Origin of the sequence: Litorivita pollutaquae (assembly GCF_003205515.1) — a bacterium.
Classification (GTDB): domain Bacteria; phylum Pseudomonadota; class Alphaproteobacteria; order Rhodobacterales; family Rhodobacteraceae; genus Litorivita; species Litorivita pollutaquae.
In genome coordinates, this window is sequence record NZ_KZ826481.1 from 519,970 (window position 1) to 534,902 (window position 14,933).

The window sequence follows — 14,933 nt, forward strand, 5'->3', positions numbered from 1 at the left end:
TGCAACACGCCGCACCCTTCGATCGTCGCCTCACCAAGACCTTGACGATCGCCGCGCAAGGTCCGACATAGAGGCAGATGATTTCGTAGCTGACGCCAACATTTCAAATCCCATGGGGCCACCTTCAGGCCCATAAAGGATCCTCATGCCCCTCCCGAACCCTGCCGCTCTTGAATTTCTACTCACTCGGCGCTCGCGCCCGCAAAAGACGCTTGGTTTGCCAGTGCCGAACCGCGACGAGTTGACCCCGCTTTTGACTGCCGCCGCCCGCACCCCTGATCATGGCAAATTGGAGCCCTGGCGGTTTATCGTGTTGGAGCAACCGGCGATGCCCCGCCTTGCCGGCTTGGCGCAGGCGCGCGGCGAAGCGCTTGGCCTCGCCTCCGAACAAATCACCAAAGGCGTCGCACAATTTGCCAGCGGCAAACTCGCGGTCGTCGTCGTCGAAGTGCAAACACCGTCGGAAAAAATTCCCGCCATTGAACAAACCTATAGCGCCGGAGCGGTGTGCCTTGCCCTGCTCAACGCCGCTTTGGCCGCCGGATGGGGGGCCAATTGGCTTTCGGGTTGGCCCAGCCATGACCGGAGTTTCATCGAAGACGGCTTTGGCCTTGCGGCGCATGAACGTGTGGCCGGGATCATCCATATCGGCACCGAAGGCGCGGTGCCGCCCGACCGGCCCCGCCCGGATCTGGACACGATCACCACATGGATGGATACATGATCCTCACCGCATTTTTCCGCGCCCTCGGGCAAATCGACGATCCGCGATTTCGCAAGGTTTTGATGCTTGGCATCGGGTTGACCATCGCGCTGTTGGTGGCGGCCTGTGCCGGTGTGTTTGCCTTGGTCACCTGGGCCACCGGCGATAGCCTGACCCTGCCTTTGGTGGGCGAGGTCACTTGGGTTGGTGATTTTCTCGGCATTGGCAGCATTGTCATGATGTTGGTTCTATCGGTCTTCTTGATGGTTCCGGTGGCCTCGGCCATCACGTCGATGTTCCTGGATGAGGTCGCCGATGCCGTCGAGGCCCGCCATTACCCCGATTTGCCGCCTGCCCCGCATACGCCGTTTTTCGATGCGCTGCGCGATACGATCAACTATCTGGGCGTTTTGATCGTGGCGAATATTCTGGCGCTTTTACTCTATCTGATCCTGCCTTTCGGGGCCATTTTGATCTTTTGGGGGCTGAACGGATATCTTTTGGGGCGTGAATATTTCCAATTGGCCGCGATGCGCCGGATCGGGCCAGAGGGGGCAAATGCCCTGCGCAAGAAACACGGGATGACGATTTGGGGCGCGGGAGTTTTGATGGCGATCCCGCTCACGGTGCCTTTGGTCAATCTTTTGGTGCCGATCATCGGGGCGGCCACCTTCACCCATATTTTCCATGCTCTGCACCGGCGTAGCAATGACGGGTAGCGCCCTACAAAGCGCCCGCTATGCGCCCACCAGCGCCGGCGCATAACGGGACCGCGCAGAGACACAGTGCCGCTGCGGGCATGGCGCGGGTCTCGACTTCGACGGTTAACAATACCTTAATCCTGCCCAGATCACGCCGCATTCCATCGGTATCTTGACCAGATCACGCTCCTTCTGCCGGAGCTTTCTGCCACCGTAAAGCCCCTGTCGAAAGGAGCTTGTCATGATACGTAAATTCACCGCCACGCTGGTGCTCTCACTTGGCCTATCGACGTGTGTCCCCGCCGCATGGGCTTTGACCTATGACCCTGTCGGTGTTCAAACCAATGTCAATGAGGCCACTGTATTCGGCAGCTGGCAAACCATTTACTCCGGTCTTTATTCCGACAGCGGCATCGCCCTCGCCGATATTTATTCCGATGCCAATGATCAGGTGATGTTTGCCGCACGGCAAGTCGGATCAACCAGTTTTTCGTTGCTGGCGACGATTGACACGGCCACACTGACCACCCTGCACACCGCCCACAACGTCACGGTCGAGGCCAATGGAGCCCAATGGTATGCCAACGGGCTGTCGATGGGTTTTGCCGGTCTGGGCAGTTCGATTTTCCAGATCGACGCCGATGTGTTGTTCAGCAACGGGGCGCAGCGGTTGAGCTGGCATACCAATTCCGGTGCCAATATTGACGCCGACGCAGCCGCCACCGAAATCGGGGCGGGATGGCGCGCGGGGACTGCCTATTTCGCCTATGGTGGATGGGAGCGGTTTATCCTGACCGAAATTCCTGCGGTGCCAGTGCCGGCGGGATTGCCCTTGCTTCTGGGCGGGATGGGCTCATTTGCCTTGATGAGGCGCCGCCGCAATTAATCGCACGCGGCCTCACGACATATGCAAAACGGCGAAGGAACTCCTTCGCCGTTTTTATGTTGCGCAGCCTGCGGCCTATTGCTCTGCCGGAACGGACTGCTCCAACGTGGGGCGCGGGCCGAGACGATCAAAGAAATCAAAATCTCGCACCGTCAATATCCCTGAAAAGATCACAAAGGCGCAGATCACCCAAAGCACCGAAGCAATCGCCGTGGTGATCCAAGCTTTCTTTTTGAGATGATGATGCTCTGGCGCGCCGGCCTGCGTTCCCGGCACGATTTCTCCCAAATCGCCTTGGGTCTGGATGCGGAAGGGAATCACGACCAGAAAGGTCATGAACCATAAAACCGCAAACAGAACGATGGCTGAGGTGATCCCCATCAGACTTGCTCCAGTTCCACCAGGCAGCCGTTGAAGTCTTTGGGATGCAGGAACAGAACCGGTTTACCGTGGGCCCCGATTTTCGGCTCGCCGTTGCCAAGAACCCGCGCGCCAGTGGATTTCAAATGATCGCGAGCGGCAATGATGTCATCGACTTCGTAACATACGTGGTGCATGCCGCCCGAGGGGTTCTTTTCCAAGAAGGCGGCAATCGGGCTGTTGTCGCCCAAGGGGTAAAGCAGCTCGATCTTGGTGTTTGGCAGTTCGATAAAGACCACGGTGACGCCGTGATCCGGTTCGTCTTGCGGCGCACCGACATTTGCCCCCAAGGCATTGCGGTATTGGTCGGCTGCGGCCTCCAGATCGGGCACGGCAATGGCAACATGGTTCAATCGGCCAATCATTTCTCTCTCCTTGGCTTTCGCATCTTTGTATCACGATATGTTGGGTGCTGTTATGGGCTGCGCATCGCTGCTGTGCAAGGGGACCATTGGCGGATCTGCGCCCCACATCATAGCAAGGTTCGGGCCCGCGACGGGCACCAAAAAACACCTGCCGCCTAGGCCCGTTCCCCGTCGCGCCCCATCGGCGGCGCGCAGACATTCTGCAGATCATGGTAAATTAATTGCCCGCAGCGCCGCCTCATTAACGGCGCATTCACCATAGTTGCGTTAGCGTCTTCCAATCCTGAAGCCCAAACCCTCATATTTGCCCCTCAAGGAACCAACCCCATGGACGATCAAGACGCCTTCCTCCCCTATAGCTCTCCCACTTCCACCCGCCCTTTGTTGGGCTTGACGGTTTTGGTGGTCGAAGACAGCCGTTTTGCATGTGAAGCGCTGCGTCTTTTGTGTCTGCGGTCGGGGGCACGTATTCGCCGTGCCGATTGCCTGCGCTCGGCGCGGCGGCATTTGCAAGTTTACCGGCCCTCTGTCGTGATGATTGATCTGGGTTTGCCAGACGGATCCGGCGCCGAATTGATCGACGAACTGGCCCGCACGACACCGCGCGTCGGGGTGATCCTCGGGATGAGCGGCGATGACAATACCGAACGTATGGCCATGGCGGCGGGCGCCGACGGTTTCCTTGCCAAACCGGTCCATAGCGTTGCCAGTTTCCAAGAAATGATCCTGTCTCATCTTCCTGCCGATCGCCGCCCCAGCGGCCCGCGGATGGTCAACGACGAAGTGATCCAACCCGACCCCATCGCCTACCGCGACGATATGGCTCATGTGGCGGATCTTTTGGGCGAAGGCACTGATGAGCGCATGTTGGATTATGTCGCGCAATTTGTCGCCGGCGTGGCGCGCAGCGCCGATGATATGGCTTTGGCGATGGTGGCAGATGCCTTATCCGATGTCAGATCCGAAGGCCTTGCCTCCAATACGGTGGTCGCCCAACTGGCTGGTTTGGTGCAAGACCGTTTGAGCGAAAAAATCGCGATCTGACCGTCAGCAGCATCAACACACCGACGGAAAAACCGGCATACCACGCCGGTTTTTTTGCGCGGTACATACCGGATTTTGGCGTCCATTATTTGCCGGGCAGCAACCGCCTATAGCGCCGGATCGGACCCGGCCCGCACCAGCCGCGTCAAATCACTCAGGCGTTCTTTTTGCCGCCCTTGCGCATCGAAATTCGACGGCGCGAGCCAAAAATCAAAAGCCTCGGATAGGGCGGGCCACTCTTTATCAATCACTGCAAACCATGCGGTATCGCGGTTGCGCCCCTTGGCCACAGACGCCTGACGGAACACCCCTTCATAGGTGAAGCCGAGCCGCTGCGCCGCACGTCGCGACGCGATGTTGAGCGCATTGCATTTCCACTCATAGCGCCGATAACCCGCCTCGAATGCCCATTTCATCATCAAATACATGGTTTCGGTGGCCGCACGGGTGTTTTGCAACCTAAGGCCAAAGCAAATATTGCCGACCTCGATCGATCCTGCCTCTGGCGCAATGCGCAGGTATGATGCCACCCCGCCAAAACGCCCGGTCTCAACATCCTTGATCGCAAAAAACTGCATGTCGCTTTTGGCGGTGCTTTCGCGCACCCAGCGGTGATATTGTGCCGCAGATGCGAAAGGCCCGTCATACATATACCGGAACAACGCATCCTGTCCCTCAACCGCCTGAAACAACAACGCCGCGTGAGCATCGGCGTCCAATGGCTCGACCCGGCAATACCGCCCCTGCATCACTGCCGATTCGGGGCGGGTGGGCGCGCGCCAGTTTTTCACTTCCTCGCCAATGGATTGCTGCTCACTCATGCCGGGCTCCTATCGCTTTGGGGTACGATAGGCGGGTGCCGATGAGGGCGAAAGTCCAAAACGATGGCCTGAAAAAAATGGGAAACCCCGCGTGGCGTTTCACAGCGACAAGTGCCAGAATGTTGTCCCGGATCGCATCGCACCTCTCTATTCCTTAGATCCCGCAGCGGATCAGGAAACAGGCCCCGCGCGTTCAGCCGTATCGCGCCAGTGGGATGGGCGGCACGCACACCACCGCACCGGCGACGACACTCACCGCAACAACCGGAGGTCGCGCCCCATATCAAGCCCCGGAAAAACAGCGGTTTCCAACAGGCTGCGGTCCACCCCGAACAGCCCCCGCATCGCCCAGGCCGCAATCGCACGCACATCGCGTGTCGGCATCAAATCGCGCCGCGCATAAAGATCGCTATCCTCCAGCCCCGGCCAATCGGCCCAAACCTGTCCGCCGCGCAGCGCACCGCCCGCCAGAACCATCGCACCGCCGGTGCCATGATCGGTGCCACCCGATCCGTTGAGACGCACGGTGCGGCCAAATTCCGTCATCGCCAGAACGCAGGTTTTGCCCCACACCGGCCCCAACCCGTCCTTCAACGTGGCGATACAATCGGCCAATCGCGTCATCGGTGCCGCGATCCGGCGGGCTTGATGCGCATGGGTGTCCCAACCGCCCAATGAAAACGCCGCGATCCGGCTGGCGCCGGTCAAACGCGAGGCCGCAAAAGCGGCCAGTTCCACATGTCCCGTGCCCGCGCGCGCGCCGCGCATCTGCTCTTGCATCTGCGATAACATCGCACCCGCATCCGTTCCGCCAAATCCGGCGCCCTCATCCGCTGCGGGGCCGCCTTCCATCAACATCGTTAAATCATTGCCGGACAACTCCGCCGCCTCATAAAGCGCGTCGCGAAACAGCGGATCGTCATGCATAATCCGCTCGGCCAGATCAAAGCTCTGTGGATCCATGGTCAGGGCCGTATCCGGCGCCCAGTTGGCAACCGGCGCCGCCCCGGCAAGAACACGCAAATCCCCACGACCGATGGCAAATCCGGTCTGTGCTTCGGTGCCCGGCACGGATTGCAAAAGCCGGTTAAGCCAGCCATCGCGCACACGACCGAAGGCGTCCATATCAGTGCCCGCTTCCAGAACATCCTGCCCATCGAAATGGCTGCGCTTATCGCGGTAGGGGGTCGAAACGGCATGGGCAAATCCCAATTCTCCTGCGCTCCACAACGGCGCCAGCGGTGCCAATGCCGGATGCATCGCAAAAAAGCCGTTGCCAAGCCGCGCATCGTCTTGGCCCGCTGCGCCGCGCAGGGCCGCAAAATGCCGATCGCCCACAGGCCGCAGCACATCCACGCCGTCCATTGCACCGCGCAAGATGATCACCACCAACCGGTTTTCCCAAGGCGCCGAAGCAAATGTCACCGGCGTGACCAAAGGGCTGGCCGCCAAGGAACAGCCGATGAGACCGGCCGCGCCAAACCGCAGCAGATCACGGCGCGACATCGACTTGCCTGTTTTCGTCATAAAATCCGCAGTCATGATTTACATCCTTTGAAAGGCAGGCGAGAGCAGGACAAGCCCGACCCCGATAGCGCGGGTTTCGGCCCCCCGCGCGGCAAAGGCCAAGTCCGGCGTGACCCGGTTGCCCAACGCCATATGCATAAAGTCCTCGGGATCGGGGAGCAGTTTCATCAAGGCAAAGGGCACCGTCATCGCCCATTGCATCCGCGCCACCAAACGTTGCGGCATGATCCATGCGGCATCCTCTTCGGGCCATCCATCCGGTCCCGGCGGACGGTGCCAATTCTGCCCCATCTGCGCCAAGGGCGTGTGAAGATACCGCCGCATGCGTTGCCGGTGCTTGACCGGTATATGGCGCGGGCCTGCCCCGAGGGCGCGCAAGGCCGAGGTCACAAAATCAAAGGGTTGCTTGACCTTTCCATGATCCGGCCCCCATGCCGCCGGATGACGCAGCAGCGCTTCGGTCACCGTGGCCAGATTGCCGCCGCTGTCAACAAAGGCCGTCTCCAACGCCGCCACAAGCCCCGCATCAGGCAGGTCCGACACGAAATGCCGCGCCAGTTTTTCCGCAATATGGCGGGCCGTGGCCGGATGGGCGGAAAGATCGTCAAAGGCGGCATAAATGTCTTCGATCACGGGTTTGCCGCCGCCATATCGCTTGCCCATAACCGTCTCATACCCCGGTTCAGCATGACCCTTGCGAAAAACGAACCCTTTGGCCGGTGCGTAGGACAGGCCGGTGAGCAATTCGGCCAACTGCCGCACATCGCTTTGTTGATAGGGGCCGTCTACGCCCAGCGTGTGTAGTTCCAGCATTTCACGCGCAAGGTTTTCGTTCATCCCGCCGCGCTTGGACCCGGTTTTGGCGCTGCGGCTGTTGGGCCCGATTGATCCGGCTTGATCGAGATACAACAGCATCACCGGATGGGTCGCCGCCGCACGCAACATATCGGCAAACCGCCCCGCCACATGCGGACGGATCGCCTCCTCGACATAGGCGGCATCGGCGGGACGCAGTTGCTGGTTTTTTGAATGGGCCGTGAAATGATCCGCCCAAAACGCCGTAAGCCGTTCCCGCAGCCCGTCGCGGGTGGTTATGCGGCGTTGAATTTCATGGCCAAAGTCGCGCATTTCTCTGCGCCGCCCTTTGCGGATATGCTCGGTAATACGCAGGTGCAGCGCCTCTAGATCACGCGTCATCGCGCCGCGTGCAGGATCCTCGGCATCCAAATCGGCCAAGTCGCGCGAGAGGCCACGCTCTTGGCTGCGCATTTGCCGAAAAACGGTGTTGCGCGCAATCAAACTGTCAAATCGGCCAATGGGATAGGCGCGGGCCGCCTCGTCCGAGCCGCGCAATCGCGTCATCATCTGCTCCACAGATTGCGGCGCTTCGATCTGCGGCGCGCGCCCACAGCCAAAACGGATCTCAGCCAAGACCGGGTCAAAGACATTTGGGGTTTCGAACGACCTATCAGACACGGGAAGCAACGCCTCACACTGCGCACGGGGGGCAATGCCGCGCAACCTATTGGTCAAGCTAGGCAATGCCACCTCAAGGTTCCAGCCTTTTCGCCGGATCCGGGCCGCAGATGGGCAAGACATCGCCCAAACTATGGAACCGCTCCTCACCTGTCTGCGTTGTGACGCCATAACTTCACTGCGCCTTCAGGGCGGAAAAAGGAAAGGATATCCCATGGTTTCGATCTATGACGCCATCCGCGATGACCACAATCGCCATCGGGAGTTGCTCGAAAAAATTGCCGACACAGAAGGCGCCAGCACCGCGCGCAAAGAAGCGTGGCAAGCATTTTATCGCGAGGTGAAATCCCATTCAGCGGCGGAAGAAGAAGAGTTTTACGCCACATTGATGAACGAGACATGGGGGCAAGATGCCGCCCGGCATTCGGTGCATGAGCATGCGCAAATCGACGAAATCATGGAAGAATTAGATGAGATGGATATGACGTCCTCCGGGTGGCTGACACGTTTCAAGACGCTCAAACACGACTATGAGCATCATATAGACGAGGAAGAAGATGAGGTTTTCGCCCGCGCACGCAAGGTCGTGGGAGAAGAACAAAATGACGCCTTCGGCGCGCGCTTCACAGAGCGCAAGCAAAAGGAGCTGGAGCTTATCGAGAAGAAAAAGGCCGATCATCTGGAGGATTAAGTGCCCTCGCGCGATGGGGCGCCCGACCAACAGTCGGTAAACGCAAAACCGCCGCGCATGTGATCTGCGCGGCGGTCCTCTTTGGGCTAGAAACGGGTTTTAGTCCTGCTCGATCACGCGCAGGCTCAGTTCCATCAACTGATCACTTTGCGCCTCCGACGGTGCGTTCATCATCAGGTCTTCGGCACGTTGGTTCATCGGGAACATGATGACCTCGCGGATGTTGGCTTCATCCGCCAAAAGCATCACGATCCGGTCGATCCCTGCGGCGCAACCGCCGTGGGGCGGGGCGCCATATTGGAAGGCGTTGACCATACCACCAAAGCGTTTCTCGACCTCATCCTTGCCATATCCGGCGATCTCGAACGCCTTGAACATGATCTCGGGCCGGTGGTTCCGGATCGCGCCGGACACCAATTCATACCCGTTGCAGGCAAGGTCATATTGATATCCGAGCACCTCAAGAGGATTACCCTCCAGCGCGTCCATACCGCCTTGCGGCATCGAAAACGGATTATGTTCGAAGTCGATTTTTCCGGTCTCTTCGTCCTGCTCGTAAATCGGGAAATCCACGATCCATGCAAAGGCAAAGCGGTCCTTATCGGTCAGGCCCAATTCCTCGCCAATCACATTGCGCGCGCGTCCGGCGACGCCCTCGAACGCCTTGGGCTTGCCGCCCAAGAAGAACGCCGCATCGCCCATGCCAAGGCCCAATTGCTGGCGAATGGCCTCGGTGCGCTCTGGCCCGATGTTTTTGGCCAAAGGACCGGCCGCTTCCATACCGCCCGCCACTTCGCCGGATTTCAATTTGGCCTGCGCCTCTTTGACGGTGATGCCCAACTCCTGCGCCACCGCATCGGCGGTTTTCTCGCGCCAGAAAATATAGCCCATGCCGGGCAGACCTTCTTTCTGCGCAAAGGCATTCATCCGGTCACAGAATTTGCGGCTGCCGCCCTTGGGGGCGGGAATGGCACGCACTTCGGTGCCGTCTTGCTCCAAGAGTTTGGCAAAGATGGCGAAACCACTGTCGCGGAAATGCTCGCTCACGACCTGCATCTTGATCGGGTTGCGCAGATCAGGTTTGTCCGACCCATACCAAAGTGCCGCGTCTTTGTAAGAAATCTGCTCCCACGTCTGATCGACTTTGCGCCCGCCGCCAAATTCCTCAAAGACGCCTGTGATCACCGGTTGGATCGTGTCGAACACGTCCTGCTGCGTGACAAAGGACATCTCAAGGTCGAGCTGGTAGAAATCCGTGGGCGAGCGGTCGGCGCGCGGGTCTTCATCGCGGAAACAGGGCGCGATTTGGAAATATTTGTCATAACCCGACACCATAATCAGCTGTTTGAACTGCTGCGGGGCCTGCGGCAGGGCGTAGAATTTGCCCGGATGCAAACGCGATGGCACGAGAAAATCGCGCGCGCCTTCGGGCGACGATGCGGTGATGATCGGCGTTTGAAATTCGCGAAAGCCCTTGTCCCACATGCGGCGGCGCATCGAGGCCACAACATCCGAGCGCATCTTCATATTGTTTTGCAACTTCTCGCGGCGCAGGTCGAGATAGCGGTATTTAAGGCGTGTCTCTTCGGGATATTCCTGATCACCAAAGACCATAAGCGGCAATTCATTCGAGGGCCCCAACACCTCGATATCGCGGATGAACACTTCAATTTCGCCCGTCGGGATCTTGGAGTTCACAAGGCTCTCGTCGCGCGCCATGACATTGCCGTCAATGCGGATGCACCATTCCGAGCGCACCTTCTCGATTTGCGAGAAGACGGGGCTGTCAGGATCGGCCATGACCTGCGTGATGCCGTAATGGTCGCGCAGATCGATAAACAGCAAACCGCCATGATCACGGACACGGTGCACCCAACCGGACAAACGCACGGTCTCGCCGACGTTGGATTTGTTGAGCTCGGCGCAGGTATGGCTGCGATATGCGTGCATTTTGGCGTTCCTTCGGATCTGGCTGATGGGCACCGCCACTTACCCCGTGCGCGCCCGTTTGCGCCGATACACATGTGCGAGGGCCAAAAGTCAACCCAAACCCCGCGAAGGAAGGCCATTGCGCGCAAAAACCGCGCCCCGCTGCGATCCACAACTGAACCGCAACAGGGCGCTTTCTACTTTCACGGCCATCGGCGTCCCCGCCTGTACCGCAAACCAAGCAAAGCGCATCATGGGTACTAAATCATAAATCCGCGCGCTTTCTATTTTCAGTAAATATCCCCGCCGGAGGCTCCCGAACGCAGATCCAGCGCAACAGAGTTTTTTGCCTCCGGCGGGGATATTTGGAGAAAGCAGAAAGGCGTGGCGAAAATCGAACCCGGATTGCATGTGGATGGGGCTTGCGTCCAAGCGCCCCATGTCTATAACCCACGACAATTTGCGGGCAGGGGCGACTCTGCGGCGTGAATTTTGCTGCACCGAAACATTCGCACACTTACGAGGTCTGCCATGCCCAAAAGAACCGATATCTCCTCGATCATGATCATTGGGGCGGGACCGATTGTGATCGGGCAGGCTTGCGAGTTTGACTATTCCGGCGCGCAGGCGTGTAAGGCACTGCGAGAGGAAGGCTACCGCGTCATTTTGGTAAACTCCAACCCCGCGACGATCATGACCGACCCGGGTATGGCCGATGCGACCTATATCGAGCCGATCACCCCTGAGATTGTCGCCAAGATCATCGAAAAAGAGCGCCCCGATGCGTTGCTGCCGACCATGGGGGGGCAAACGGGCCTCAACACGTCATTGGCGCTTGAAGAAATGGGTGTTTTGGAAAAATTCGGCGTCGAAATGATTGGCGCGACGCGCGACGCGATTGAAATGGCCGAGGACCGTAAATTGTTCCGCGAAGCCATGGACCGTTTGGGGATCGAAAACCCCAAGGCGACCATCGTCACCGCACCGAAATTGCCCAATGGCCACGCGGATTTGAAAGAGGGCGTGCGCATCGCATTGGAGGCCTTGGACGAGATCGGCCTGCCCGCGATTATCCGCCCGGCCTTTACCATGGGCGGCACCGGCGGCGGCGTCGCCTATAACCGCGAGGATTACGAACATTTCTGCCGCACCGGCATGGATGCATCACCGGTGAACCAGATCCTCGTCGATGAGAGCCTTTTGGGGTGGAAAGAGTTCGAGATGGAAGTTGTCCGCGACAAGGCGGACAATGCCATCATCGTTTGTGCGATTGAGAACATCGACCCTATGGGCGTGCACACCGGCGACAGTATCACCGTGGCCCCTGCCCTGACGCTGACCGACAAAGAATACCAGATCATGCGCAACCAATCGATTGCGGTTCTGCGCGAGATTGGCGTCGAAACCGGCGGATCGAACGTGCAATGGGCGGTGAACCCCGCCGATGGCCGCATGGTTGTGATCGAGATGAACCCGCGAGTGTCACGCTCGTCCGCTTTGGCCTCCAAAGCCACCGGTTTCCCGATTGCCAAGATCGCGGCAAAATTGGCCGTGGGCTATACGCTGGACGAATTGGACAATGACATCACCAAAGTCACACCGGCATCGTTCGAGCCGACGATTGACTATGTCGTGACCAAGATCCCGAAATTTGCCTTTGAAAAGTTCCCCGGCTCCGAACCTTACCTGACCACGGCGATGAAATCTGTCGGCGAGACCATGGCGATTGGCCGCACGATCCACGAGAGCATGCAAAAAGCATTGGCATCGATGGAATCCGGCCTGACCGGATTTGACGAGGTGGTGATCGAGGGCGCACCGGATAAATCCGCCGTGATCCGCGCGATCAGCAAGCAAACCCCCGACCGGATGCGCACCATCGCCCAAGCCATGCGCCACGGGCTTAGCGATGATGAGATCCACGGCGTCACAATGTTTGACCCGTGGTTTTTGGCCCGTATCCGCGAAATCGTCGACAGCGAAGACGAGATCCGCAAAAACGGCCTGCCTGTCACCGAACAGGGCCTGCGCCATCTCAAAATGATGGGGTTCACCGACGCACGTTTGGGGACTCTGACAGGCCGCGACGAGGACAACATTCGCCGGGCGCGCCGCAACCTTGGCGTCAACGCCGTGTTCAAACGTATTGATACCTGCGCGGCCGAGTTTGAGGCGCAAACGCCCTATATGTATTCCACCTATGAGACGCCTGTCATGGGCGATGTGGAGTGCGAAAGCCGTCCGACCGACCGCAAGAAGGTCGTCATTCTGGGCGGCGGTCCGAACCGCATCGGGCAAGGGATCGAGTTTGATTACTGCTGCTGCCACGCGTGTTATGCGCTGACGGCGCAGGGCTATGAGACGATTATGATCAACTGTAACCCCGAGACGGTTTCGACCGATTACGACACCTCGGACCGGCTCTATTTTGAGCCGCTGACCTTTGAACATGTGATGGAGATCCTGCGGGTCGAGCAAGAGAACGGCGCCTTGCATGGCGTGATTGTGCAGTTCGGCGGTCAAACGCCGCTGAAGCTGGCGAATGCATTGCAGGACGAAGGCATCCCGATCCTCGGCACCTCGCCGGACGCGATTGATTTGGCCGAAGACCGCGAGCGTTTCCAAGAGCTTGTGAATAAACTGGGCCTCAAGCAACCGAACAATGGCATCGCCCATTCGGACGCCGAAGCCATGGCGATTGCCGATGACATCGGTTACCCGCTGGTTATTCGCCCCTCTTATGTTTTGGGTGGGCGCGCGATGGAAATCGTCCGCGACACGCCGCAGTTGGAGCGCTATATCTCCGAAGCCGTGGTGGTGTCCGGTGACAGCCCCGTTTTGCTCGACAGCTACCTCGCGGGCGCGATCGAAATCGATGTTGATGCCCTATGTGATGGCACGGATGTGCATGTTGCAGGCATCATGCAACATATCGAAGAGGCCGGCGTGCATTCGGGCGACAGCGCCTGTTCTTTGCCGCCTTACTCGTTGACCCAAAACATGATTGACCGCCTCAAAGAGCAAACGCATGCGCTTGCGTTGGCGCTCAATGTGGTGGGTTTGATGAACATCCAATTCGCGATCAAGGGCGATGATATTTACCTCATTGAGGTCAATCCGCGCGCCTCGCGCACCGTGCCGTTTGTGGCCAAAGCGGTGGCCTCGCCGATTGCCGCCATTGCAGCGCGGATCATGGCCGGCGAGAAGCTCGGCGCATTTGATTTGGTCGATCCACAGATCAAAACATTCGCCGTCAAAGAAGCGGTCTTGCCCTTTGCGCGGTTCCCCGGGGTCGATACGATTTTGGGGCCGGAAATGCGGTCGACCGGCGAGGTTATGGGGTCGGACAAGACCTTTGCCCGCGCCTTCCTCAAGGCACAAATGGGCGCAGGCACCGAATTGCCCGCAGGCGGCAAAGTCTTCATGTCGATCAAGGATGCGGATAAAACCGGGGCGATGATGGAGGCCGCACGCGATTTGGCCGAGATGGGGTTCACCATCGTCGCCACCCGCGGCACGGCCGCCTGGATCAAGGAAAACGGCGTCGATTGCACCATCGTCAACAAGGTCTACGAGGGCCGCCCGAACATTGTGGATATGTTGAAGAATGAGGAAATCTCGCTCGTCCTCAATACCACCGAGGGTGCGCAATCCGTGGAAGACAGCCGCGAAATTCGCTCGGTCGCGCTTTATGACAAGATCGCCTATTTCACCACCGCCGCCGGGGCGCAGGCCGCAGTGCAGGCCATCCGCGCGCGCACCGAAGGCGCCTTGAACGTGACCAGCCTGCAAGACGCATAGAGCCGGACAACACCGCAAAGAACAAGAAAACCCGCGCGGGGCATGGCCGGCGCGGGTTTTCTTTGATCACGAATGCGCCCTACGGGGGCCGGTCCCTATGGGGCAGTTGTTCAGCTGGTTTCGTCTTCCAGATGCAACTTCATTTCGATCAAAACCGTTTGCAGCGCCACGGTTTCTTTAAGCAAGCGTTTGGCTTCATTGACGGTGATTATCCCGTCCTGAATGGATTGCTGATATTCGCCCATCAACATCGCAAACCGATGGCTTAGCGCGATCACATCGGAATTAACACCGCCTTTGTCATCGCTGTTACGGCGACTTTCGTCATAGGACAGCCGCCCGCCGCCAAGCTCGGCCAGGGCGCCGGTGACATGCGGATAGGCGGATTTTGCCTCGAGGGCAGCAACACTATCAACCGGCATGAAGCGATCCGCGTGTTCGGGGCTGTCGGAATAATACCGCCCAAGGGTCGCCTTGGATTTGCCGGTCAGACTGCAGGCCACTTCAATGCCGACATCCTTAACCAAAGCTTCTGTGTGTTTTTTCAGATAGCTGCCAGTACCGTTCAT

13 protein-coding genes are annotated in these 14,933 nt (G+C 58.8%); 6 read left to right on the top strand and 7 right to left on the bottom strand.

Annotated features, from left to right (window positions below; translation table 11 throughout):
* The first annotated feature begins 145 nt into the window (after nt 1-145).
* The 3 genes from DI396_RS02440 to DI396_RS02450 all read left to right on the top strand — a co-directional run bounded on the left by DI396_RS02440 (nt 146) and on the right by DI396_RS02450 (nt 2,290).
* Nucleotides 146-724 (top strand): nitroreductase family protein, encoded by a 579-nt coding sequence (locus DI396_RS02440; protein ID WP_110794528.1) that lies wholly within the window; start codon nt 146-148, stop codon nt 722-724.
* Nucleotides 721-1,422 carry an EI24 domain-containing protein gene (locus DI396_RS02445; protein ID WP_110794529.1) on the top strand — a complete coding sequence of 234 codons (702 nt, stop codon included), beginning with the start codon at nt 721-723 and terminating at the stop codon, nt 1,420-1,422. Before DI396_RS02440 ends, DI396_RS02445 begins: the two co-directional genes overlap by 4 nt.
* A 223-nt stretch (nt 1,423-1,645) precedes the next feature.
* On the top strand, nt 1,646-2,290 hold the full coding sequence (locus tag DI396_RS02450; protein WP_110794530.1) for a VPLPA-CTERM sorting domain-containing protein: 645 nt from the start codon (nt 1,646-1,648) through the stop codon (nt 2,288-2,290).
* A gap of 75 nt (nt 2,291-2,365) precedes the next feature.
* Here the strand turns inward: DI396_RS02450 and DI396_RS02455 are convergent, their stop codons facing one another.
* Both DI396_RS02455 and mce read right to left on the bottom strand, forming a co-directional pair.
* Entirely contained in the window at nt 2,366-2,671 is a 306-nt protein-coding gene (locus DI396_RS02455; RefSeq protein WP_110794531.1) for a DUF1467 family protein, read from the bottom strand.
* Entirely contained in the window at nt 2,671-3,075 is a 405-nt protein-coding gene (gene mce / locus DI396_RS02460; RefSeq protein ID WP_110794532.1) for a methylmalonyl-CoA epimerase, read from the bottom strand. Before mce ends, DI396_RS02455 begins: the two co-directional genes overlap by 1 nt.
* Before the next feature lie 327 nt (nt 3,076-3,402).
* On the opposite strand from mce, the gene DI396_RS02465 reads away from it, so the two are divergent.
* Nucleotides 3,403-4,119: a response regulator gene (locus DI396_RS02465; protein ID WP_110794533.1), complete on the top strand. Its 717-nt coding sequence runs from the start codon at nt 3,403-3,405 to the stop codon at nt 4,117-4,119.
* Between the two features lie 107 nt (nt 4,120-4,226).
* Here DI396_RS02465 and DI396_RS02470 read toward each other — a convergent pair whose 3' ends face one another.
* From DI396_RS02470 to DI396_RS02480, 3 genes are all read right to left on the bottom strand, one after another.
* Nucleotides 4,227-4,940 carry a GNAT family N-acetyltransferase gene (locus tag DI396_RS02470; RefSeq protein WP_110794534.1) on the bottom strand — a complete coding sequence of 238 codons (714 nt, stop codon included), beginning with the start codon at nt 4,938-4,940 and terminating at the stop codon, nt 4,227-4,229.
* Between the two features lie 252 nt (nt 4,941-5,192).
* Nucleotides 5,193-6,482, bottom strand: coding sequence for a DUF1501 domain-containing protein (locus tag DI396_RS02475; protein WP_235851708.1), 1,290 nt, complete (start codon nt 6,480-6,482; stop codon nt 5,193-5,195).
* 3 nt (nt 6,483-6,485) lie between these two features.
* Nucleotides 6,486-7,898: a DUF1800 domain-containing protein gene (locus DI396_RS02480; RefSeq protein ID WP_235851709.1), complete on the bottom strand. Its 1,413-nt coding sequence runs from the start codon at nt 7,896-7,898 to the stop codon at nt 6,486-6,488.
* A gap of 259 nt (nt 7,899-8,157) precedes the next feature.
* Here DI396_RS02480 and DI396_RS02485 point away from each other — a divergent pair, with 259 nt between their 5' ends.
* Nucleotides 8,158-8,634 carry a hemerythrin domain-containing protein gene (locus DI396_RS02485; protein ID WP_110794536.1) on the top strand — a complete coding sequence of 159 codons (477 nt, stop codon included), beginning with the start codon at nt 8,158-8,160 and terminating at the stop codon, nt 8,632-8,634.
* Nucleotides 8,635-8,733: 99 nt separating this feature from the next.
* Here the strand turns inward: DI396_RS02485 and aspS are convergent, their stop codons facing one another.
* Nucleotides 8,734-10,584, bottom strand: a complete 1,851-nt coding sequence (gene aspS / locus DI396_RS02490; RefSeq protein WP_110794537.1) for an aspartate--tRNA ligase — start codon at nt 10,582-10,584, stop codon at nt 8,734-8,736.
* A 510-nt stretch (nt 10,585-11,094) separates the two neighbouring features.
* On the opposite strand from aspS, the gene carB reads away from it, so the two are divergent.
* Nucleotides 11,095-14,364, top strand: coding sequence for a carbamoyl-phosphate synthase large subunit (gene carB, locus DI396_RS02500; RefSeq protein WP_110794539.1), 3,270 nt, complete (start codon nt 11,095-11,097; stop codon nt 14,362-14,364).
* Nucleotides 14,365-14,474: 110 nt separating this feature from the next.
* Here the strand turns inward: carB and DI396_RS02505 are convergent, their stop codons facing one another.
* On the bottom strand, nt 14,475-14,933 hold the full coding sequence (locus DI396_RS02505; protein ID WP_110794540.1) for a hypothetical protein: 459 nt from the start codon (nt 14,931-14,933) through the stop codon (nt 14,475-14,477).

What these genes read in the sequence shown, in the direction of transcription:
- carB (WP_110794539.1), top strand. Translation starts at nt 11,095, where the DNA reads ATGCCCAAAAGAACCGATATCTCCTCGATCATGATCATTGGGGCGGGA.
- DI396_RS02505 (WP_110794540.1), bottom strand. Translation starts at nt 14,933, where the DNA reads ATGAACGGTACTGGCAGCTATCTGAAAAAACACACAGAAGCTTTGGTT.
- DI396_RS02440 (WP_110794528.1), top strand. Translation starts at nt 146, where the DNA reads ATGCCCCTCCCGAACCCTGCCGCTCTTGAATTTCTACTCACTCGGCGC.
- DI396_RS02455 (WP_110794531.1), bottom strand. Translation starts at nt 2,671, where the DNA reads ATGGGGATCACCTCAGCCATCGTTCTGTTTGCGGTTTTATGGTTCATG.
- DI396_RS02470 (WP_110794534.1), bottom strand. Translation starts at nt 4,940, where the DNA reads ATGAGTGAGCAGCAATCCATTGGCGAGGAAGTGAAAAACTGGCGCGCG.
- mce (WP_110794532.1), bottom strand. Translation starts at nt 3,075, where the DNA reads ATGATTGGCCGATTGAACCATGTTGCCATTGCCGTGCCCGATCTGGAG.
- aspS (WP_110794537.1), bottom strand. Translation starts at nt 10,584, where the DNA reads ATGCACGCATATCGCAGCCATACCTGCGCCGAGCTCAACAAATCCAAC.
- DI396_RS02450 (WP_110794530.1), top strand. Translation starts at nt 1,646, where the DNA reads ATGATACGTAAATTCACCGCCACGCTGGTGCTCTCACTTGGCCTATCG.
- DI396_RS02485 (WP_110794536.1), top strand. Translation starts at nt 8,158, where the DNA reads ATGGTTTCGATCTATGACGCCATCCGCGATGACCACAATCGCCATCGG.
- DI396_RS02465 (WP_110794533.1), top strand. Translation starts at nt 3,403, where the DNA reads ATGGACGATCAAGACGCCTTCCTCCCCTATAGCTCTCCCACTTCCACC.
- DI396_RS02475 (WP_235851708.1), bottom strand. Translation starts at nt 6,482, where the DNA reads ATGACTGCGGATTTTATGACGAAAACAGGCAAGTCGATGTCGCGCCGT.
- DI396_RS02445 (WP_110794529.1), top strand. Translation starts at nt 721, where the DNA reads ATGATCCTCACCGCATTTTTCCGCGCCCTCGGGCAAATCGACGATCCG.